Here is a 20,049-nt window from a genome sequence, read left to right on the forward strand (position 1 = left end):
AATGAAAAAATGGTTCAAGGCGACAGATATTCGTAAAGATGAGCTGATTTTAAAAGAAGTACTGATATTTATTGATGACAACGGCGCACAAACGGTAAGTATGGTCGAGGATATTATTGGCTGCCCTCACGAGGAAGGTATCGATTATCCCGAAGGTGGACATTGTCCGCAATGTTCGTACTGGAAAGGTAAGAATCGCTTTTCAGGTACTATGTCGCACTGAAAAATATAACAAGTGCTTTAAGCCGACAACCAACGCGTGGCATTTTTACTATGCGTTTTGCTTCTGTTTATAAAGTGATTGGTCGGCTTTGGAGTAGGAATGTACCACCAAATCCTACATATACATCCATCTTCCTCCTGATGAGCGCCAAGGGTTAAAAGAGTTAACCAATTTAGTGAATGAAATTGAAGAGTATTATGCAGAATATAGCTAAAAAATCACTTAAGAGTGACGGTTAGCTGCACCTAAGTTGGCGTTATGTGAATTTCCTAAATTCACATCCATTGTAAGCGAGTGTAAGCATCTTAAGGTGTCTGTAGGTAACAAATATACTTCATTTTTTGCAAGTGTTAGGCTCCACTTGAATTGATATCAAGCTAAGGAGACGTGACATGAAAAAAACATCATTCGGATTCAAAGATGTGTTATTCAGCCTCAATGAAAAGCCAAAAATTGAAATTCTAACATTTGAAAATGACGGCAATGAACATCAACATAAAGAACATGAGTCGTTCGTTGTTATGGAAGGGGAAGGCACTATATACTCAGGGGATAATGTAGTTTCAGTTGGCCCTGGAGATGTTGTTACGATTCCACCGCAGACAAAACACTGGATGGAACCAAAAAATGGAAAGGAATTAAAAGGCTTCCTTTGGCACCACACAGAAGAGCTGAATGTAGTTAACGGTTAGTACATATGGTTTATGGCTTAGACTGTTAGGTAAGCTACTGAGTTCAATTCCGCATAACAAGATATTAAGGCGTCAATAGTTGATTATTGGCGCCATTCCCGCCCCACAAGATCGTTTCTTAGCATAGAATTGAGTATCATAACGGTCTTTCTTATACTGGCCACTACTACTATTTTTTTTAATGGTTTAGGGTAGCTGTTAGTCAAGTAAGTTAGGGTGTTGGTTCGTGCGTTTACCGTGGTCAAACCAAGTTTGGCAGGGTACCACTCACCATTTAAGTTGATTAGGTCTATGGAGGGACTGATGACTATAACAGCAATGATTACTTTATTTATTGCAATGATTTTATCTGCGGCAATACCAGGACCCAGTGTATTCGCAGTGGCCTCTCGTTCAGCATCATACGGTTGGAAGCAAGGGTTTTTGGTTGTTCTTGGTGTGCTGTTAGCAGATTATGTGTTTATTTTTCTTGCGCTTACGGGGTTATCTGTTGTGTCTAGCTTGCTTGGCGAATTTGCGATAGTACTGAAATATGTCGGTGCTATATACCTTTTTTGGCTCGCATACGTAACATGGTCGGACACCAGTAGCTCGGATGTTAAAGCAACTTCTAACAGTGGCTCAAGCATTCTAGTTGGTTTATTAATGACGCTTTCTAACCCAAAAGCAATCTTGTTTTATATGGGGTTCTTCCCGGCATTTATCGATTTAAAATCTATTGATGTACTTGATGCTTTTCTAATTATTTCGATATCGACGCTATCTGTTGGAGGCGTTCTATGTAGCTATGCAATAATGGCGTCTAAGGCTGGTAAGCTGCTTGAGGGAAAACAATCAAAACGGTGGCTACATAGACTTTCCGGTAGTATTTTGGCTTCGTGTGGTACTGCTCTGATAGTTAAGAGTTAATATATGTCAGTGTAGTGACTGATCCGCAAGTAACAACACTATATATGTGGCGGTGATTAAAAAGTTAAATTTCATGGTTGCAAGTTATATGCTTGTGGTAGTGGTCTAAAGTTGAAGTTGTTGGCGCTTGGCTGAATTGGTCGTCAGTGTCACTTGGTAAAGCGTAACAAGTTGTCGAGAGAAATGTAGTTGAATAATTATTTTGAAAGTCCTTTTATAGGTAAGTCTCTTAAAGAACAAGTGACGAATCCGAATATTATCGTGGGTGAGCATAGTTACTATTCTGGTTATTATCATAATCATAGCTTCGACGACTGTGCTCGTTATTTGCTTCCAGATAGGTCTGATGTTGATAAGTTAATTATTGGTAGTTACTGCTCAATTGGTTCTGGTGCAGTGTTTATGATGGCTGGAAATCAAGGACATCAAAATAACTGGGTGAGTACGTTTCCGTTTTTTTATCAAGACAATGAACTCTTCGCCGATGCCAAAGATGGATTTGAGCGCTCCGGTGATACGGTTATTGGCAATGATGTTTGGATAGGGACTGAAGCCATGATTATGAGTGGTGTCACTGTTGGAGACGGGGCAATTATAGCAAGTCGTGCCGTCGTGACGAAAGATGTTGCACCATATTCAATAGTCGGTTCAAATCCAGCAAAGCATATACGTTATAGGTTCACCGAAACTGAGATATCACAGTTGTTAGAGATGAAGTGGTGGGAGTGGAATGACGAGCAAATTAAGGGGGCAATGAGTTTAATGTGTTCTTCTAATATTGATGGTCTCTATGATTATTGGAAAGCGTTGGTACGCTCACAGTAGTGTATTAATCGTCATGCGAAATATGACGTATTTCGACAGTGCTGAGCGTTCTGGTGAATGTCATAGATGACCGAGATAGGCCATCTATGATTTTGCTGTTCTGGAACTAATAGTAATACGGTCTACCGATGTAATTGATTTAGTTAATAAATCGCGAACCTCCTCGTGCTTTTCATAAAAACTGAGTTACATATCCAAAGGTAGCTGTTGGAATATCACCTTTTACTCAGGCGGTGGTTGTAGCCGAATCTAATATGGTCGCTAGCTGTTCACCATGATCGCCAAGTCTATACGTAATGGGAGTGGGAATGTATTTATCCGCACAACTATTTGGTGTTCATGAAGCCGTGTTGAGACGAGATCTTAACAAGATTTTGAAATTTCTCTCTGAAACAGGGTTTCACGGGGTCGAGATGCCTTTCCTATTAGAAGCTGCAACACCGCTGCAAGAGTTAGGACTACATTGCTCTGCGTTGCATATTGCACCTGAGCGGCTGTATCGTCATGGGGAAATACTAGATTATTTACATCGTCATAATTGTCGTGATTTGTGTGTGTCCGGGCCGATAGGCTGGCATGATAGAAGTATTGAGAACTATAAAGCAACGTGTGACCTGCTGAATAGTGCTTCCGAGTTCTATGCACAAGAAGGTATCAAAATTCACTATCATAATCACGACTTTGAGTTTTTATTAAAGAGTGGTGACGCGAATTGGTTATTTTCAGTACTAGAGCGTGAGCTGAACGTTGAACAGATCGATTTATGTGTGGATGTGGGGTGGCTTCACTTAGCTAAAATTGATGTTATTGGTTTTCTTAAAGTGCATGGTGATAGAGCGTCACACCTTCACCTAAGAGATTTTAGCAAGAATAAATCTGTCGCCCTGGGTCGTGGAGACGTTTGTCTACCTGAGTTGTTTAGTCATCTTGATAAACTAAAGAAGTTACGGTGGTTAGTGGTGGAATTTGAACCCACAATAAACTTTGCGGCAGATTTTAAGCAAAGCTGGCAACACGTCAATTCCCTTTCAGAACAGTTAATCGGTAGTGCATGAAATACAAGGAACAGTTGGCATCTGACGAAGACTTTGAGTTTTTATATGCCTTAAAGAAAGCGGCAGAGTACGACGCTGTTTGTCGAGTGTTTGGGTGGAATGAAAAAACACAGCGGAGATTCCACGAACAAGAGTGGAATGAGGCTAAACCAGTCATTGTCTTGTGTAATGACCAAAAGGTCGGGAGCTATTTATTTATGCCTGATGAGGATGGTTACTACTTTGGACGCTTCTTTCTATTGCCACACGTCCAAGGATGCGGGATTGGTAGCACCATTTTGAAACGTTGCCTTGCTAAAGCTGCCGGTAAAACAGTATCACTGCGCTATCTAAAAGGTAATCGAGCTCATAGGCTATATGATCGTCATGGCTTTCAAGTCACACAATCAGATAAGCATTTTGTGCACATGCAGTATAAGAGCTCATTGCTAACCCGTTAAGTTGCGCGCAGGTGAATATCTAACTAACGCGGTTGATATAAATATTATTATAAGGACATTGCAGTGTTTATTAGCGAAGCATCTAGGCTATCAGGCGCCACTCAAAGAGCAATTAGACTCTACGAGTCTCTCGGGTTATTGAGTGTTTCAAGAGCTGGGAAGTATCGAGTGTATAGTCGACAGAACATAAGTCTGATTAAGATAATTAAAGAGGCTCAATCTCTCGGCCTGTTACTTTCTGACTTGGTAGCGTTGAAAACTGAACAAGAGGACTTTGATTGGCAGTCAGTCAGTGATTTCTTAATTAAAAAGCAGGATATGGTAGAGAAAGAAATCACAGAATTGAAAATTAAAAAACAGCGTATTGAAAATTATCGAATGTCCATCAATAGATGTCTACAAGGGCTTGACTCTGACCTTTAGGTTAGAGTTTACACTGCACTTTCTAATTAATTTCTATAGGGAAGTGTATGAAAAATGTTCTAGTCATTAACGCCAATCCAAAACGCGCGAGTTTGTGTAAGTCTCTGGCAGAAGAGTATGTGGCGGCAGTAGCAGTTCGGCATGAAGTGAAGCAAATCGATATTGGAGATTTGAACTTTGACCTGAATTTAAGAGATGGTTATGATCGTGTCGTTGCTTTAGAGCCAGATTTGGTGGAGTTTCAGAGCAAGATCAAGTGGGCGGAGCATATTGTGATCGTTAGTCCTGTTTGGTGGGGAACGGTACCAGCAAAATTGAAAGGCGCGATTGATCGAGCATTTTTGCCAGGTTTTGCATTCCAATACGTCGAAGGTCAGTCAATGCCAAAGAAACTATTAGGTGGGCGTACTTCTGAACTCATTATTACTCTTGATAGTCCTCCAATTTGGTACAAATACGTTAAGGGCAACGTAATTTACAAACACCTTAAACATTCAATTTTGGATTTCTCTGGAATTAAAAACATTTCTTCAATTTACCTTGGTCCAGTGATTCACTCTACTAGCAATAGTAAAAGAGCTTGGTTTAATAAGGTGGCTAAGTCAGCGAATAAACTAAAATAAGTGAGCCCATTTGAATGAGAAGCACAGAAACAACGCCAAAAAGAAAAAGCGAGCAGTGCTTCGCAAAGAATAAACTTAGCTAGTTATACCTGATACGTTCCATATAAGATGAAAAATCTGTCTGTATAGTTGGTTAGAAAAGGGAACGCTAAAGGGAATATGGATGTTTTAGTACAAATTAGTAAACACATAAATGAAGCAGAAGTTGTTGAACTATATCGTGCCAATGGCTGGTCATCCGCAGATGTACCAGAGCGGTTGATGCCGGCTTTATTAAATTCAGACACGTTAGTGACTGCGCGTTTTGGTGAGCAACTTATTGGCATCGGTAATGCCATCTCTGATGGCTATTTAGTTGTCTATTATCCTCATATGCTTGTTTCTCCAAGCTTTCAAGGCTTAGGGGTAGGAAGAAGGATGATGGAGTTGATGCAAAGTAAGTACAAAGATTTCCATCAACAAATGTTGACAGCGGATGGAGAGGCGGTCGACTTCTATACCGCGTTAGGTTTTGAAAGAGCAGGGAAAACAGAGCCTATGTGGGTATACGCAGGAAGCGAGCATTAGTTATCGAGTATCCTTCTTTTTTAAATACAGAGAAAGCGGTAATGTAACCAACAAGAATAACTAGTGAAGTGAAATGGCAAACAGCACGCTTTATTTCGTATAGCTGGTTTTAATCTAACTCCAGTTAAGAAGGTGTCCATATGAACTTCATGGAAATGCAAGAACAAGAAATATTGGCTGTTGCGACTCCTATTATGGATAATTTGATGCAAGCGTCGACAGAGATCGACCATGCGAAACATGTTCAAGATTTTACCGCAAGAGCGAAAGCGATTGTCACCGAGCAACATTTAAAAATGGTATGTGAAAAGTATCAGGCAGAGAAGGGAACGTGGGAAAATCGGGAGTTGGTTGCCGTCTTTAAGCGACCGGACTCAGCGGCAATTGTTTGGAAACAGTATTGCTCGAAGGTCGAGGGAGAGTATGTCGCAGAGATTGTATTAGTGTATCAAGATGGCCGATTCTTGGTGGATCATGCCATGGTGTTTTGATGTTGAAAACAATCCGCCTACACGTCGGGTTGCTTAAGCAAGTGTCAGTCTGATGTTAATTCGTGGTGGTAAGTGAGCTACCTCAAGGTGTGTAGATACAAATTCGCTATATTGAAGTGTCGATAGCAGATGCGGTAGTAATAATATGAATGAATTTGAAAAAATGTGCCTTGGTATTGAGTATGACGCATATAGTCCAGAGTTTGACATCCTCAGAAAACAAGCATTTGACCTACTACAAAATATCAATCAACGGCAGTTTGAGGCGGCGAGGCCATACGTCAATCAGTTATTAAAGCAACTTGGTGAGAATAGTGTTGTTTGCCCACCATTTTCCTGTGAATACGGCAAAACTATTTCAATCGGAAAAGATACGTACATAAATATGGGCGTGACAATGTTGGACAACGCGCCTATTAGTATTGGTAATAATGTTCTTATTGGCCCAAACACCCAGTTTTACACGCCGACGCATTCTCTTGATTATCGTCATCGTAGAAAGTGGGAAGTGCAATGCCTCCCAATTACTGTCGAAGATGATGTTTGGATTGGTGGAAATGTTGTTATTTGCCAAGGTGTCACCATTGGTGCCCGCTCAGTGGTTGCGGCTGGTTCAGTAGTCACCAAAGATGTCGCTCCAGACTCTTTGTTTGGTGGAACGCCAGCAAGATTAATCAAAGCGCTCAACACTTCGCCGGAATGAGCGGGTGGTTATAGATGCGCGTTTGAATAATGCTAACTCTACAACGGCAGGCTGATTGCTGTTACGGCGTGACAGATACGCAAGAAAGAGCTCTAATCGGTGAGCTCTTTTTATTGAATGCTAGACGTGAACGATGATTTGTTCGTCTTCAGAAATGACGAGACTGGCTTTGTTCTGTTCAATTAATTGCGCGGCGTATGATGGTGTCACCGCTTGGATTTTTCCTTTTGTTCTCAGTGTTAACGCTTCCCATGCCTGATCTTTATATTTACCCGGCTGAGTATATTGAATAAGTACCTTCATCATTTTCCACTCTGTGTCATTAACGTACTATTAACAGTAGAGGGTTTGTGTTGGTTGCGCATCTGTTAAATGTGAAACATAAGTTTAACCAAATGTAAGGTATCTAAAAAAGTCAAAGTGGTCGAGACCGCATATCATTGTCTTGGAAAGTGTCGTTATGTCCAAAAGTGCGAGTTAGCTCAAGTTAGCGCGAAAGTGAAAGAAGTTAAGAGGTGATAGGGTGGAACGCCTAATTTTATTTTTTTATTAACTTCATTATTCAGTATGATATTAATTAGCAATCCTGATTTTCAGGATTGAATAGGGAGACTATATGCTAGGAAAGCACCAAGACGCTTATGGGGAATTCTATCGTTCTACTCATAATAATGATCATTTAGATACCAAGACAGAGCTATTGGTAGGCTTATCTGCTGCAATGGCGATGAACTGCTTGCGTTGTACTCGTTACTATTTACTTGAAGCTAAAAAAGCAGGAATAACCAAAGGTGAAATATCAGATGTGACCGCAAAAGTCATGGCTGTTTCTGCGGGGCAGAAGAAGCTACAAATGCAAGAAGTATTGCAGAAATACCAGATTGATCTTGATAAATTTGCCTAATTTTTCACCTTGAAAAAGTTGGTGGCGTTAGATATTTGGTGACAACTTTGCATGTTAAAGAATAGACAAGTGTGTACAGAGGCAGCCTAACAAATCTAGTAGGGGTCAATATGTTCAAAGTTCTCGCTTTTATAGTGTTATCGAATGTTGCTTCATTAACATTTGTCGCCTTGTGTCAGCTTATAACGGGTTTAATCAAGCTTAATTATGCTAGTGATTATGCGTTTTATGCTATGTTGGTTTTGTTTGGGCTTGGCGCATTGTTTTCTTTCTCTGGTCATAATGTAGGTTACAGTAACCCCGGCAATGTAGCTGGGGCTGCAGCTAGCAGTCTAATTGAAAATACAGAGCCTAAGTCCTACGTTGTCACTAAATTAGAGCGTTCGACGTTAAGCACAAAGTTCTTTATTGCTGGTGTATTTCCATTGCTATTTTGTGTTTTATATTAAAATTTTCGCGTTAATAGTGTATCCAGTGCCACAATAAACCTGATGAAAAAGTAATAATTTGATTTGCTAGAATCGATGGGTACTGTGTGTAAGGAGCAGTTAATATGCTAGGGACGGTTAGGGTGTTATGTTTCTCAAATTAAAAAAATCCATATTAATGTACTCAGGGTTACCTCAGTCTATATATTATGTTGCACTCGCGAGAATGGTCTTGGGGATGGGAAATTTTATTATCCCATTTTTGGTACTGCTGCTTACTGAGAAACTGGGTTACAGCGCAACCGTCGCTGGCTCCTTGGCAATGCTGGTGACCGCAGCTTTTTTGGCTGGTGGATTTGTTGGTGGAAAACTCTCTGATCATTTCGGTCACAAGCGGGTAATGGTTGCCGGTGAATGCGTTGGGTCGTTATTTCTCATGGTATGTGGTTTTTATCCTGAGTCTGCGACCTTGGTTCCCGCGTTGCTGTTTATGGCGTATTTTTGTATTGGTATCGCTCTCCCTGCGAGTAATGCACTAGTAGCGGATCTCTCTTCCCCCACCAATAGAGACGCCGTCATATCACTGAGTTATTTGACTTATAATTTAGGCTCCGCCGTTGGACCGATAATTGCGGGGTATCTTTTCTGGACACACACGCATTGGATTTATTGGGGTAACGGTATTGCGACTTTTCTCGGTATAACTGTTGTAGCAGTGCTGGTTAAGTTGCCTCAAGCTGGGCATGAAACTGGCGATAGTGATCTTGAAAAACCTGTACAAGGGAGCGTTTGGGCGGTACTAAAAGATCGTCCGCGCTTGATTGTGTTTACTTTTTTATGTGGGTTGCTGTGGTTTGCGTTAAATCAAATGACGATGACGAGCCCACTTTATTTGAGTGACCTCTACGGTTCTGATGGGCCAGTTTTATTTGGACAATTAATGACACTGGCTTGTGTGCTAGTCGTCATTTTGACGCCGTGGTTAATAACGCTTACGTCGACAAAAACAGAAACAATGAGTTTGGTCTATGCAGGGATTATGTTCGCATTTGGCTATGCGCTAATTATGGCAACATCTGCTATCCCAATCATTTTTATCGCTTGGTTTTTTCTATCGGCTGGTGAAGTGTTGCTATTGACAAAGGAAGGCGTGTATTTAGCTAATCATTCCCCTGTCAGCCATCGAGGGCGCATTCAAGGCGTATTAATGACGCTACGCAGTGTGTTGTTGATGCCAAGCTTTATTTTGGTCGGCTATTCTATAGATGAGTTTGGTTATGATGTGACTTGGTATGGGGTGATTCTAGTGGCACTGCTAGCCGTGGTAGGTTTTTATGTGATGGGACTAAAGAAACGAGCAGTAAACACTTCGACAGCCTAAAGTTGCGGCGGTCTTGGTCTATAAATGACATCGTCTACACTTTCTCTAACCAAGGAGAACGTGATGAACGACTATGAACAAATTGTGGCGACGCTAGATCAGTATGCACACGCGTATTGTGCGAAAGACATTCATGCCTTGATGCAGGTGTTTGATTCGACAAATAGCGTATCCGTAATTGGAACAGGCAATGATGAACTTTGCTGTGGGCAAAATGAGGTTAAAGATCTTTTTTTAAGAAATTTCTTTGAAGCGAGCGCGACTCAGTTTGAGTGGGGTTGGTCTGATGTGGTGATATCCAACGATCATGCTGTTGTCGCGCAATGTTTAACGCTTCATCTCAGCAAAGGTGAGCTGGAGTTTTCGGTACCAATTCGATGGAGCATTATGCTTAAAAAGACCAGCAGGTGGGTGTGGGTGCACCGTCATGCTTCGACGGCCTCAACGGCGCAATCTGATGGTCACGCGTATCCTCATTCAGCAAAGTAGTCGCATTTAGTAAGTGCAAGGTTTTTTATAGGAGAAAATATGTTTGCAATGGACGTTGAGAAAGGGTTGGTACTTGCGTTGGTTCAACCTAAGTTTGCTCAATCGTATTTGGATATTGTCGCGCGAGAGCGTGAGTATTTATCTCAATGGTTAGCGTGGCCAATGCTTGGTCATGATGAGGCGTTCTTTTTAGGCTTTATTCAGCGTGCATTGCACGATTACGCCGACGGGAAGTCCATGACCTGCGCGATGGTTTGGCAAGATCGTGTAGTCGGTAATATTAGCTTCAATACTATCAACCCTAGCTTACAAAAGGTCGAAATTGGTTATTGGATCAGTGCTGACTATCAAGGTAAGGGTATTGTCACAAAATCAGTTGCCAAGCTGATCAACGTAGCCTTTGTAGAGCTTGGTATGGAAAAAGTAGAGATTTCGGCAGCTGTAGACAACCATGCCAGTCGACGCGTAGCCGAGCGTCTTGGTTTCAATCATGAAGGAACAATAACTCGTAGTGAAAATTTAAACGGTCGAGTTATTGATCATGCCGTGTATGGGTTAAGCCGAGCAGTATGGGCAGGTACTAAATAGACCTTGAATCCAGGTTTTCTGCCATCATGTTTTCCGCCATTGTAGCGTGATAATATTGTTGCTTATAGGCTGGAGAGATATCATGAGTTCAAACGAAATACTGATTAAGAATATTCAGCAATGTACGATTTGCGCTGACTCGTTGCCGTTAGGCCCAAACCCTATTATTCAAATGAGCGGTAAGTCTCGCATACTTATAGCGGGCCAAGCGCCAGGGAAACGCGTGCATGAATCTGGAATTCCATTTAATGACCCGAGCGGCGAGCGATTAAGGGAGTGGTTAGGCGTTTCGAAACAGACCTTTTACAATCCTGATTACTTTGCCATTGTCCCCATGGGGTTTTGCTACCCTGGGACAGGGAAAACGGGGGATTTACCGCCCAAACCCGTTTGCGCTGCAACGTGGCGCGAGTCAGTGTTGGCGTCATTATCTAATGTTGAATTGACTCTGGTGATTGGCCAATATGCGATGGCGTATCACCTCCCTCAGCAGCGCAAGAATTTGACGGAAGTCGTTAGCAACTGGCAAGACTATTGGCCAGATGTACTGCCATTGCCTCATCCAAGTCCAAGGAATAATCGATGGTTGAAGCGTAACCCATGGTTTCAAGAACGGGTCCTACCTTGCCTTCAAGAGAGGGTGGCTGAAGTGCTGGCCTTTACTTAGTTTATGGGTGAATTAGCAACAGGTATTTTTAATCTAGGATCGAAAAATGACATCGTCTATTAAACAAAGTATTGGTAATGTGGCATTGGTGGTGGAAAGCTATGACGATGCAATTGAGTTTTATACCCAAAAATTACAATTTACGTTAGTTGAAGATACGGATTTAGGGGATGGAAAGCGTTGGGTACAAATTTCACCTCCTAACTCCAACGGTACAAATTTGCTACTTGCACAAGCGAGGGGTGAGTCTCAGCGTCAGGCTATAGGGAATCAAAGTGGCGGTCGTGTGTTTTTATTTTTACAAACGAATGACTTTTGGCGAGATTATGAGTTGATGAAACGAAACGGTGTTGTTTTTAATGAAGAACCGCGTGAAGAAGAGTACGGTGTGGTTGTCGTTTTTGAGGACCTTTATGGCAATAAATGGGATTTATTGCAACTTACTGGGCAGCAATAAAGACCGGTAACCCTTTATCGGTAATAGCGTTTTGATGCTTTCGCTTAAATAGCCAGAGATCTAAGAGGTGTTTAAGCGAAAGGTAAATCATGGGCTGTGCCCATGATACGAATGGTCAGTTGTTACGCACAACACTTCTTATATTTTTTCCCGCTGCCGCACAAACACGGGTCATTACGGTTCGGTGTTTTCTCAAACGTGGTGGTTTTTGGTTTATTAAGCAATGTTTCAAGCTCAACGATGTTTTCTTCAGCAGCTGCATCAAGGGTGATGTTGGCGACAATCTCTGCTTTTGCAAGTTGCAGTTCAATTTCCGCTTGACGCTCTGTAGTATTCACCACGATTGAGATTGGTGCTTCCTCAGTGCCTGCTTTTACGTCACGATTTACGTTGTAGCCAGACATAACATGATTGTGTCTGGTATCTATTCGACCTTTAAAAAACAACTTTGACATTGGAGACTCGCTTACAAATGGGGAGTGATATCACTAGGGCGGCGATTATACCGATATCTAGCCATTGATAAAGTAACAATGCGAGACAAGCGATGCTATTGAGCATGAAAGCGTAGGTGCTTTATGAAATGTACAAGACTCATTGCCAATTGCTTTATGATGGCAGCATCAGGAAATAGATAAAGAAGATAACAAGGATAGATATGTCGAAAGTGATACTAAAGGGCTACATCGTAGTACCAACTGAAGCGCGAAAAGAGGTGCTAGAGGCATTAGTGATTCATAAGACATTAACGCTTAAAGAGGAAGGTTGCTTAGTTTTTGAAGTAGAGCCGGATGTGAACGACCAAACTCGCTTTAATGTTTATGAAGAGTTCGTTGATCGATCTGCATTTGAACACCATCAAGCTCGAGTTAAAGCTTCTGAGTGGGGGAAAGTGACCGTCAATGTAGCAAGGCACTATCAAATTATTGAGTAGTACCCTCGGTTTAGTGTCACAGTAAAAACGAGTATATAAAGAGGGAATAATGTAGGGAAAAGGAGAATTACATTAGCGTGAAGTAATCGCAAATACCGAAAAGGCAAAGTTTGAGGTATTATGCGCCATCACTATTGATTGCAGAATTATTGATTGCAGAATTTATGACCATTCAAATTCAGAACATCACAGAAGAATCGGAAGTCACTTGTTCAAACTGTCACGCTTGTTGTTGCCGCTTGGAAGTGATGATAATTACTGATACTGGTGTTCCCGAAGAGCATATCGCTTATGACCAATGGGGCGCAGAAACGATGTTACGGTTAGGTGACGGTTGGTGTTCAGCGCTGGATCGTGAGACTTACATGTGCACGATCTATGAAAATCGACCGTGGATATGTCGCGAATTTGAAATGGGATCTTACGAATGCCAGGTTGAGCGTAAAGAGCAGATGCCCTAGCATGTAAGGATTCAGACTTTAATCAAGCAGTTTAGATTACAAGTACCCACTTACATAGACTGCTCAGTGTAAGTGGGTTGATAGCCCCAGTTACGATCTCGCCACTAATTTAATTAACTCAAGTATTCATCATTCTAAGTATTTGGTGCACGTTGTATGGAATACACTGGTATCTACTGTCATGCTCTGCGGTATCTACGTTTTTCTACTTTTCTACTTTTCTACTTTTCTACTTTTCTACTTCTCTATATCCTCGATTTTTCATGTCCCAACAGAGCTTCTATTTAGATCAAATCGACCCTAGCTGACTAAATGTTATCGTTATAACGGCTGTACAGTTCTGATAGTGTTTTGGGCTTTCGCGATGATTGACTGTGATGACCTTGATATTCTGAGAGGATGGCTTGTCTATGCGCTTCAGCGGACTGAACAAAACTAGGGTCAGCCATTGCTTGTTTACGCAGTTCATTGATTCGATCTAGTCTTTCTTGCAACATAACAACACCTCGCTAAATACTGTATGTACAATCAGTATATAGTGGCGCTGTATAAATATCCAGTAATTGGCATCATTGAGTAAAAACACGTCCCGAGTAGGGCTTATTTATTAGCTTGATGTATGAACGCAATGAAAGTGATAAAGCGAAAGGAGGATGACGAGGAATGGGGGAGAGTGTAGTGAACGCTGCAGGCCGCACTTTGATAGGAATAGTATATGGGACTGGTGGTTGCTGGATTGATTCAGTAGGGGGGGCGAAAGAAGAAAAAACAGCCACTAATTTGAGAAGGTCGCTTTAAGCTCGTCAACTCAGGGTCAAAAACGTGCTTAGTTTGCGTTGAATTGTTGGTAGAACCACTACTTTTTAGGTTTTTCTGTCAATTTTTGTACGTAAATACTTATATTTATGTGATGGGCGTCAAATTAATGTCATCAAAAAAGTGGTCAATAATTAATCATCTTGAGCTGTTTTTATGCCAATAGTACTCAATGCTTACATTTGCATTAAAACCAAATTTTACGAATATTAATGCAATTGTATTTGTTATTCCATTCAGTTAACGTACTGATTATCTGTCGCTTTATGTTAGAGTTATTCACTATCGAAAGCTCGAGTAGGTAACGAGAAGCAATGTATATACTTATTTGTTGCTGTTATGTAGTCTCTGGCAAGCATTTTTTTTGAAGCCATTTGTTACAATTTGTAGCACATTCACCTTGCATGTATAGTCTCCGGCCAGTTGATAAACGATGTTCGCAAGAACATAACAGATGGAGATCTATAACAATGGTCACAAATGATGCAGTAATAATGGGTATGCTTGCCTTAATCTTGGGTGGGGTATTCATTACAGAAAGCAGCCAGAATCCGTTTTGGAAAAAATTCTATACTTTTGTTCCTGGCTTATTGCTTTGCTACTTCGTCCCATCACTGTTGAATACGACAGGTGTCATCGACGGTTCAAGTTCAAACTTATATTTTGTCGCGAGTCGCTACCTTCTTCCTGGCGCACTGGTATTACTGATTGTCTCCGCGGACTTAAGAAAAATCTTCGGTTTGGGTTCAAAAGCCATCATTATGTTTTTAACCGGTACACTCGGTATCATCATTGGTGGCCCAATTGCGTTGCTGATCATTAATGCTGTGAACCCAGATTTAGTCGCGGGCGATGTATGGCGTGGTCTAACGACGGTTGCGGGTTCTTGGATTGGCGGCGGTGCAAACCAAGCTGCGATGAAAGAGGTATTCGAGGTTGACGACAAGCTGTTTTCAGCGATGATTACGGTTGATGTTATCTGCGCTAATATTTGGATGGCAGTCTTACTGATAATGGCAGGCCGCCAAAAGAAAGTAGACGCTTGGTTAAAAGCGGACACTTCTTCAATTGATGAGCTTAAAGAAACCGTCGCGCATTATGAAAAAGAAAATGCGAGACCGATTACGACCACTGACATGATGAAAGTTGTGGCGATTGCTTTTGGTCTTACAGGGTTAGCACATTTCTTTGCCGACTTAATTGCACCATGGATTGAGACTAATGCACCGGAGTTGGCGAAATACAGCTTAACGTCAGGTTTCTTCTGGTTAATTGTATTAGTGACTACGTTTGCACTAATTGCGTCAACCTTCAAAAGTGCGCGTACTTTAGAGCATGCAGGTGCGTCAAAAATTGGTTCGGCTTTCATTTACATTCTAGTGGCAACCATTGGTATGCAAATGGATGTCACCGCAATACTGGATAATCCAGGTTACTTCTTTATTGGTATTACTTGGTTAACTATTCATGCGGTACTGATGATAGTTGTGGCTAAATTAATTCGAGCTCCGCTGTTCTTTATGGCTGTGGGCAGCCAAGCTAACGTTGGTGGTGCGGCTTCTGCGCCAGTTGTTGCTGCAGCGTTCCACCCAGCTCTAGCGCCAGTCGGCATTTTGATGGCAGTACTCGGTTACGCGCTTGGCACGTACGGAGCGTATATCTGTGGCATTATTATGCAGGCAGCCGTGAGCGTTGTTGGTTAAGTTTAATATTGGTTAGAGTCGGAGCAAACTAAGATTGATTAAGGGTAATACCGTTTGGTGTTACCCTTTTTTGTCTGAGTCGCTGTTTCATGGTTGATTAATTATTCAATTGAGAGAAAATGCTAACCTAATTTATGTGTTCACAAGCAGGGAGGCTTATGAAACCTCAAGTGTTACCCAACAACCCTAATTTCTCTTCTGGACCATGCGCGAAACGTCCAGGTTACGATATTAACAACCTCAACCTCTCAACATTAGGCCGTTCTCATCGCTCTTCAGTAGGAAAGGCTGCGCTTTCAGAGGCAATTCAACAAACCAAATCTATCCTTGGTATTCCAGATGACTACCGTGTGGGTATTGTTCCAGCATCGGATACGGGTGCTATGGAAATGGTCATGTGGTCGATGTTGGGGCAACGCGCTGTCGATGTCTTTCATTGGGAGTCGTTTGGCGCAGGTTGGTATAATGATATCGTGAAACAGCTCAAACTTAGCGACGTGAATTCCTATTCGGCAGACTATGGTCAGCTGCCAGATTTATCGCAAGCTAATCCAGATAATGATGTGCTCTTTACTTGGAATGGTACGACATCGGGCGTAAAAGTCCCTGATGGAGAATGGATCAGTGAGTCGAGAGCAGGGTTGACGATTTGTGATGCGACATCTGCCGTTTTTGCTATGTCTATGCCGTGGAACAAGTTGGATGTGACAACGTTTAGCTGGCAAAAGGTGTTAGGTGGTGAGGGCGCGCATGGTGTGATTGTCTTGAGTCCAAGTGCGGTAAAGCGGCTTGAGTCCTATCAGCCACCTTGGCCGTTACCTAAAATTTTTAGAATGACCCAATCTGGTAAAGTCATAGAAGGCCTATTTAGTGGTGCCACTATTAATACCCCATCTATGTTATGTGTTGCGGATTATCTTGATGCACTAGGTTGGGTGTCTGATCTTGGTGGCGTTGACGCCGCGATTGAAAAATCGCAAGCAAACTTAGCGCTATTAACGAACTTTGTTGCCTCTAGGTCTTGGATCCACTTTTTGGCGCAAGAAGAAACTCAGCGTTCTAATACAAGCGTCTGCTTTACATTGGATGCGAGTGAAGCCCAAATCAAAGCTTTAGTCGCATTATTAGATAAGGAAGGAGCGGGATACGATATTGGTGCATACAAAGATGCGCCATCTGGGTTGCGAATTTGGGCGGGTGCCACGGTGGAGAGTCGAGATTTAGAAGCGTTGCTGCCTTGGCTTGATTGGGCGTATCAGCAAGTGACTCAATAACGATTTCACCAAATCCATCATTAAAACGTTCGGCGGCACAGCGCAGCATGAATGAGGGCGAAAAGGGCAGCTAAGTAGGCTGCCCTTTTTTGAATCGATAAACCGACTACTTATAATCGAGAACGGAAGATTTCTTTTGAACGTAGTTAGTCTTCATTTTTAGTGCAACGTTCACTAAGTAGATTAGAACTGGCACTTCAATCAGTGGACCAATGACGCCCGCAAACGCTTGGTCTGAGTGAATGCCGAAGACAGCGATCGAAACGGCGATGGCCAGCTCAAAGTTATTACCTGTTGCGGTAAAGGCGATAGAGGCATTTTTGTCATAGGGGATGCCCAGTCTTTTGCCAATGAAGAAGCTAATGAAAAACATAGAGACAAAATAGATGGCGAGTGGAATGGCAATTCGCACCACATCCATTGGCAGTTCGACGATCATTTCTCCTTTCAGGCTGAACATCAATACAATAGTTGCCAGTAACGCGATGAGTGTCAGAGGAGAAATCTTCGGAATAAATACCGTGTTGTACCAATGTTCACCTTTCATCGACACCAGAATTTTACGACTTAAAAAACCAGCAACAAATGGAATGCCTAAATAAATAAGCACGCTGTGGGCGATATCAATCATCGAGATGTCAACGACCATACCCTCGTAGCCAAAAACGGGAGGAAGGACACTGATGAACAACCACGCCATAAAGCTGTAGCTGGCAATCTGGAAGGCGCTGTTTAGTGCAACCAATGCGGCGCCATACTCTTTATTACCGCCACCAATATCGTTCCAAACCAGCACCATAGCGACACAACGGGCGAGGCCGATTAATATAATGCCCACCATATAGCCAGGGTGATCGCCTAAGAAGACTAAAGCGAGTGCGAACATCAAGATCGGTCCGACTATCCAGTTCATAATAAGTGACAGTGTAATGGCACGCTTGTCTTTGACGGTTGCTCCAAGTAAGCGGTAGTCGACTTTAGCAAGCGGTGGATACATCATCACAATGAGTCCAATTGCCAACGGAATATTGGTACTTCCTACGGATACTGCTTCGTTCCATTGTTCAATTTGAGGAAACTGAATCCCCAGAAAAACACCAATGGCCATGGCAGAAAAAATCCATACGGTTAAGTACTTATCTAAAAAACTCATTGTTGGTTTCATTGCTTGCTCCGTTATCGTTTATCGTCGAATAACGATTGTTGTGGTTGAGTTATTGTGGTTGAGTTATTGTAATTGAGCTGTGTAGAAGGCGACATGCCGGTACGCATTGCAATGTCGTCGTGGTTTATGGCTTATAGCCGTGCATTAGGGTTAATTTAGGATGTTCTTACTCATTGCATCATAGTTTGCAAAGGCATCTCTATTTATGCGGTAGCACATTTTAGGTGGTATGGCTTCTGCACTGATAAAGCCCGCGAGTCGCAATATCCGCAAATGCTCGGAGACCGTTGATTGGGCAAGACCTAGTTGAGACACTAAGTCACTGTTCAAGCATCCACCGGATTTCTCCAATATGGACAGAATACTGATGATTCGAATTCTTGCAGGGTGTGAGAGTGCTTTGCACATCGCGGCAAACTGCTGCTCATCCTGTTCTCTTTCCGCCGTTGGAGTAAAATCGGTTTGCAGCGTTGTTTGGCAAGTCGAGGTCATCAGAAATTTCCAATCGTTAAAAGACGATTAATGGTAGATGTAATTAAACCTTAGGTCAACAGCATCTTTAAAGTAAACACTATCGTTTCAGTTAGGCTCTGTGCGTACAAAATTTACGCTATTAGGTGTTTTGAGTCTGCTTTTATGGGGCGGGACCATTAAATATGCGCCTAGCATTGAATTTTTTTATCAAGGAGCGAATTAACATCGTATACTACGCTTGATATTACTATTGTACTGTAGGACTCCCATGTCATTAGAAGAACAACAAAATAACCCTCTCCATGGTCTTAAGCTTGAGGAGATGGTGACCGAACTTGTTGACTATTATGGGTGGGACATTTTGGACGCAGCGATGCGTATGAACTGTTTTCACACCAACCCATCTATCGCGAGCAGCGTGAAGTATTTGAAAAAAACAGAATGGGCAAGAGAGAAAGTAGAGATCTTTTATTTGTCTCGCTTTAAGCGTATGCCTAAGCCAAGAGAGGATGAATATGATATTCCTCCGCGTAAGCGCACTTTCGCGAATGGCATTGAACCTAAAGAGCCGATGCAGTTGACGGTTGAATCTATTCACGCTTCACAAGCTAAAGCCGCATCAACATATAAAGCTCGTACAGCCCGTGGCCGTCATAAAGGGCGTTAATCTGGGCGTCTAAAGTGAAGACGAACGAGGTTGTTGGCGTTTTTTATAATCCGCCAAGTTGGTTAGAAGAAATGTCTGTTTAGGTGCAAGGATGGCGCCTAATGAACGATTCACTATAGAAGTTAAATGAATGATGGAAACAGAACGACTTATTCTTCGTCAGTGGCAAGCGTCTGATCTTCACCCTTATGCGATCATGACAGCTGATCCTCTAGTGATGCGATTCTTTCCGGCATTGTTGTCTACAGAAGAAAGCCATGCTCAGGCTAATCGTGCACGTGCTCTGATTGAAAATAACGGCTGGGGCTTTTGGGCTGTAGAACTTAAGGGGTCTGGGCAATTTATCGGATTTGTGGGGTTACATTCTCAAAATGCCGAGAGTGGCTTCCCCTTTGCCCCAATGGTGGAAATAGGCTGGCGGCTGCGTGCAGATGCTTGGGGAAAAGGTTACGCCCCAGAAGCTGCTATGGCGGCGTTAACTTATGCGTTTGAAACGCTTAAATTGCCGTGCGTTTATTCATTTACGACACTTGCTAATGAGCCGTCTAAGCGAGTGATGCAAAAAATTGGAATGCGAAATACGGGACATACTTTTAGCCATCCTCACTTATCCACTGACCATGCACTTTCACCTCACTGTTTATATCAAATCACACGAGCGGAATTTTTGAAACTCACAAATGGTTAGTT

Annotated in this window: 28 protein-coding genes and 1 pseudogene; 24 read left to right on the top strand and 5 right to left on the bottom strand. The window is 42.2% G+C overall.

Features of this window, described 5'->3' with window-relative positions:
• The 11 genes and pseudogenes from L4D74_RS24330 to L4D74_RS24380 all read left to right on the top strand — a co-directional run.
• A pseudogene (locus tag L4D74_RS24330) lies at positions 1–223 on the top strand (hypothetical protein); the annotation flags it as partial.
• Positions 224–615: 392 nt separating this feature from the next.
• Complete coding sequence (locus tag L4D74_RS24335; RefSeq protein ID WP_428754972.1) at positions 616–915, top strand: cupin domain-containing protein; 300 nt, start codon at positions 616–618, stop codon at positions 913–915.
• Positions 916–1,218: 303 nt separating this feature from the next.
• Entirely contained in the window at positions 1,219–1,824 is a 606-nt protein-coding gene (locus tag L4D74_RS24340) for a LysE family translocator (RefSeq protein ID WP_428754973.1), read from the top strand.
• 189 nt (positions 1,825–2,013) lie between these two features.
• Complete coding sequence (gene catB, locus L4D74_RS24345; protein ID WP_428754974.1) at positions 2,014–2,649, top strand: type B chloramphenicol O-acetyltransferase; 636 nt, start codon at positions 2,014–2,016, stop codon at positions 2,647–2,649.
• A gap of 308 nt (positions 2,650–2,957) precedes the next feature.
• Positions 2,958–3,704 (top strand): sugar phosphate isomerase/epimerase family protein, encoded by a 747-nt coding sequence (locus tag L4D74_RS24350; RefSeq protein ID WP_428754975.1) that lies wholly within the window; start codon positions 2,958–2,960, stop codon positions 3,702–3,704.
• Positions 3,701–4,144, top strand: coding sequence for a GNAT family N-acetyltransferase (locus L4D74_RS24355; protein ID WP_428754976.1), 444 nt, complete (start codon positions 3,701–3,703; stop codon positions 4,142–4,144). The genes L4D74_RS24350 and L4D74_RS24355 overlap by 4 nt, the downstream gene beginning before the upstream one ends.
• A 63-nt stretch (positions 4,145–4,207) precedes the next feature.
• Positions 4,208–4,567: a MerR family transcriptional regulator gene (locus L4D74_RS24360; protein ID WP_428754977.1), complete on the top strand. Its 360-nt coding sequence runs from the start codon at positions 4,208–4,210 to the stop codon at positions 4,565–4,567.
• 47 nt (positions 4,568–4,614) lie between these two features.
• On the top strand, positions 4,615–5,190 hold the full coding sequence (locus tag L4D74_RS24365) for an NAD(P)H-dependent oxidoreductase (protein ID WP_428754978.1): 576 nt from the start codon (positions 4,615–4,617) through the stop codon (positions 5,188–5,190).
• 159 nt (positions 5,191–5,349) lie between these two features.
• Complete coding sequence (locus L4D74_RS24370; protein WP_428754979.1) at positions 5,350–5,757, top strand: GNAT family N-acetyltransferase; 408 nt, start codon at positions 5,350–5,352, stop codon at positions 5,755–5,757.
• Between the two features lie 140 nt (positions 5,758–5,897).
• Complete coding sequence (locus tag L4D74_RS24375; RefSeq protein ID WP_428754980.1) at positions 5,898–6,248, top strand: hypothetical protein; 351 nt, start codon at positions 5,898–5,900, stop codon at positions 6,246–6,248.
• 145 nt (positions 6,249–6,393) lie between these two features.
• Positions 6,394–6,951, top strand: coding sequence for a sugar O-acetyltransferase (locus L4D74_RS24380; RefSeq protein ID WP_428754981.1), 558 nt, complete (start codon positions 6,394–6,396; stop codon positions 6,949–6,951).
• Positions 6,952–7,071: 120 nt separating this feature from the next.
• On the opposite strand, the gene L4D74_RS24385 is transcribed toward L4D74_RS24380, so the two are convergent.
• The gene (locus L4D74_RS24385) at positions 7,072–7,254 is read right to left on the bottom strand and encodes a hypothetical protein (RefSeq protein ID WP_428755005.1); all 183 of its coding nucleotides are present in this window, start codon (positions 7,252–7,254) and stop codon (positions 7,072–7,074) included.
• Between the two features lie 313 nt (positions 7,255–7,567).
• Here L4D74_RS24385 and L4D74_RS24390 point away from each other — a divergent pair, with 313 nt between their 5' ends.
• From L4D74_RS24390 to L4D74_RS24420, 7 genes are all read left to right on the top strand, one after another.
• Positions 7,568–7,855 carry a carboxymuconolactone decarboxylase family protein gene (locus L4D74_RS24390; RefSeq protein WP_428754982.1) on the top strand — a complete coding sequence of 96 codons (288 nt, stop codon included), beginning with the start codon at positions 7,568–7,570 and terminating at the stop codon, positions 7,853–7,855.
• Positions 7,856–7,965: 110 nt separating this feature from the next.
• Positions 7,966–8,304, top strand: coding sequence for a hypothetical protein (locus L4D74_RS24395; RefSeq protein ID WP_428754983.1), 339 nt, complete (start codon positions 7,966–7,968; stop codon positions 8,302–8,304).
• Positions 8,305–8,431: 127 nt separating this feature from the next.
• Complete coding sequence (locus L4D74_RS24400) at positions 8,432–9,664, top strand: MFS transporter (RefSeq protein WP_428754984.1); 1,233 nt, start codon at positions 8,432–8,434, stop codon at positions 9,662–9,664.
• A 63-nt stretch (positions 9,665–9,727) separates the two neighbouring features.
• Positions 9,728–10,153, top strand: coding sequence for a nuclear transport factor 2 family protein (locus tag L4D74_RS24405; RefSeq protein WP_428754985.1), 426 nt, complete (start codon positions 9,728–9,730; stop codon positions 10,151–10,153).
• 39 nt (positions 10,154–10,192) lie between these two features.
• Positions 10,193–10,741, top strand: a complete 549-nt coding sequence (locus L4D74_RS24410; RefSeq protein ID WP_428754986.1) for a GNAT family N-acetyltransferase — start codon at positions 10,193–10,195, stop codon at positions 10,739–10,741.
• An 82-nt stretch (positions 10,742–10,823) separates the two neighbouring features.
• A complete protein-coding gene (locus tag L4D74_RS24415) occupies positions 10,824–11,408 on the top strand; it encodes a uracil-DNA glycosylase family protein (RefSeq protein WP_428754987.1) in 585 nt (194 codons plus the stop codon).
• Positions 11,409–11,454: 46 nt separating this feature from the next.
• Positions 11,455–11,865 (top strand): VOC family protein, encoded by a 411-nt coding sequence (locus tag L4D74_RS24420; protein ID WP_428754988.1) that lies wholly within the window; start codon positions 11,455–11,457, stop codon positions 11,863–11,865.
• A gap of 122 nt (positions 11,866–11,987) precedes the next feature.
• Here the strand turns inward: L4D74_RS24420 and L4D74_RS24425 are convergent, their stop codons facing one another.
• Complete coding sequence (locus L4D74_RS24425; protein WP_428754989.1) at positions 11,988–12,320, bottom strand: PBPRA1643 family SWIM/SEC-C metal-binding motif protein; 333 nt, start codon at positions 12,318–12,320, stop codon at positions 11,988–11,990.
• A 203-nt stretch (positions 12,321–12,523) separates the two neighbouring features.
• Here L4D74_RS24425 and L4D74_RS24430 point away from each other — a divergent pair, with 203 nt between their 5' ends.
• Together L4D74_RS24430 and L4D74_RS24435 are read left to right on the top strand one after the other, a co-directional pair.
• Positions 12,524–12,799 carry a putative quinol monooxygenase gene (locus L4D74_RS24430; protein WP_428754990.1) on the top strand — a complete coding sequence of 92 codons (276 nt, stop codon included), beginning with the start codon at positions 12,524–12,526 and terminating at the stop codon, positions 12,797–12,799.
• A gap of 164 nt (positions 12,800–12,963) precedes the next feature.
• Positions 12,964–13,260: a YkgJ family cysteine cluster protein gene (locus L4D74_RS24435; protein ID WP_428754991.1), complete on the top strand. Its 297-nt coding sequence runs from the start codon at positions 12,964–12,966 to the stop codon at positions 13,258–13,260.
• A gap of 308 nt (positions 13,261–13,568) precedes the next feature.
• On the opposite strand, the gene L4D74_RS24440 is transcribed toward L4D74_RS24435, so the two are convergent.
• Positions 13,569–13,757 (bottom strand): hypothetical protein, encoded by a 189-nt coding sequence (locus L4D74_RS24440; RefSeq protein WP_428754992.1) that lies wholly within the window; start codon positions 13,755–13,757, stop codon positions 13,569–13,571.
• Positions 13,758–14,546: 789 nt separating this feature from the next.
• Here L4D74_RS24440 and L4D74_RS24445 point away from each other — a divergent pair.
• Positions 14,547–15,779, top strand: coding sequence for a DUF819 family protein (locus L4D74_RS24445; RefSeq protein ID WP_428754993.1), 1,233 nt, complete (start codon positions 14,547–14,549; stop codon positions 15,777–15,779).
• Positions 15,780–15,937: 158 nt separating this feature from the next.
• A complete protein-coding gene (locus L4D74_RS24450; RefSeq protein ID WP_428754994.1) occupies positions 15,938–17,053 on the top strand; it encodes a phosphoserine transaminase in 1,116 nt (371 codons plus the stop codon).
• 106 nt (positions 17,054–17,159) lie between these two features.
• Here the strand turns inward: L4D74_RS24450 and arsB are convergent, their stop codons facing one another.
• Together arsB and L4D74_RS24460 are read right to left on the bottom strand one after the other, a co-directional pair.
• Positions 17,160–18,218: an ACR3 family arsenite efflux transporter gene (gene arsB, locus L4D74_RS24455; protein WP_428754995.1), complete on the bottom strand. Its 1,059-nt coding sequence runs from the start codon at positions 18,216–18,218 to the stop codon at positions 17,160–17,162.
• A gap of 150 nt (positions 18,219–18,368) precedes the next feature.
• Entirely contained in the window at positions 18,369–18,710 is a 342-nt protein-coding gene (locus tag L4D74_RS24460) for an ArsR/SmtB family transcription factor (RefSeq protein WP_428754996.1), read from the bottom strand.
• Positions 18,711–18,960: 250 nt separating this feature from the next.
• On the opposite strand from L4D74_RS24460, the gene L4D74_RS24465 reads away from it, so the two are divergent.
• Positions 18,961–19,359, top strand: a complete 399-nt coding sequence (locus L4D74_RS24465; protein WP_428754997.1) for a VF530 family protein — start codon at positions 18,961–18,963, stop codon at positions 19,357–19,359.
• A 130-nt stretch (positions 19,360–19,489) separates the two neighbouring features.
• Complete coding sequence (locus L4D74_RS24470; protein WP_428754998.1) at positions 19,490–20,047, top strand: GNAT family N-acetyltransferase; 558 nt, start codon at positions 19,490–19,492, stop codon at positions 20,045–20,047.
• The last annotated feature ends 2 nt before the right edge of the window (positions 20,048–20,049 follow it).

The sequence above is a fragment of the Vibrio cionasavignyae genome (genome assembly GCF_050337155.1).
Lineage (GTDB): Bacteria > Pseudomonadota > Gammaproteobacteria > Enterobacterales > Vibrionaceae > Vibrio > Vibrio nomapromontoriensis.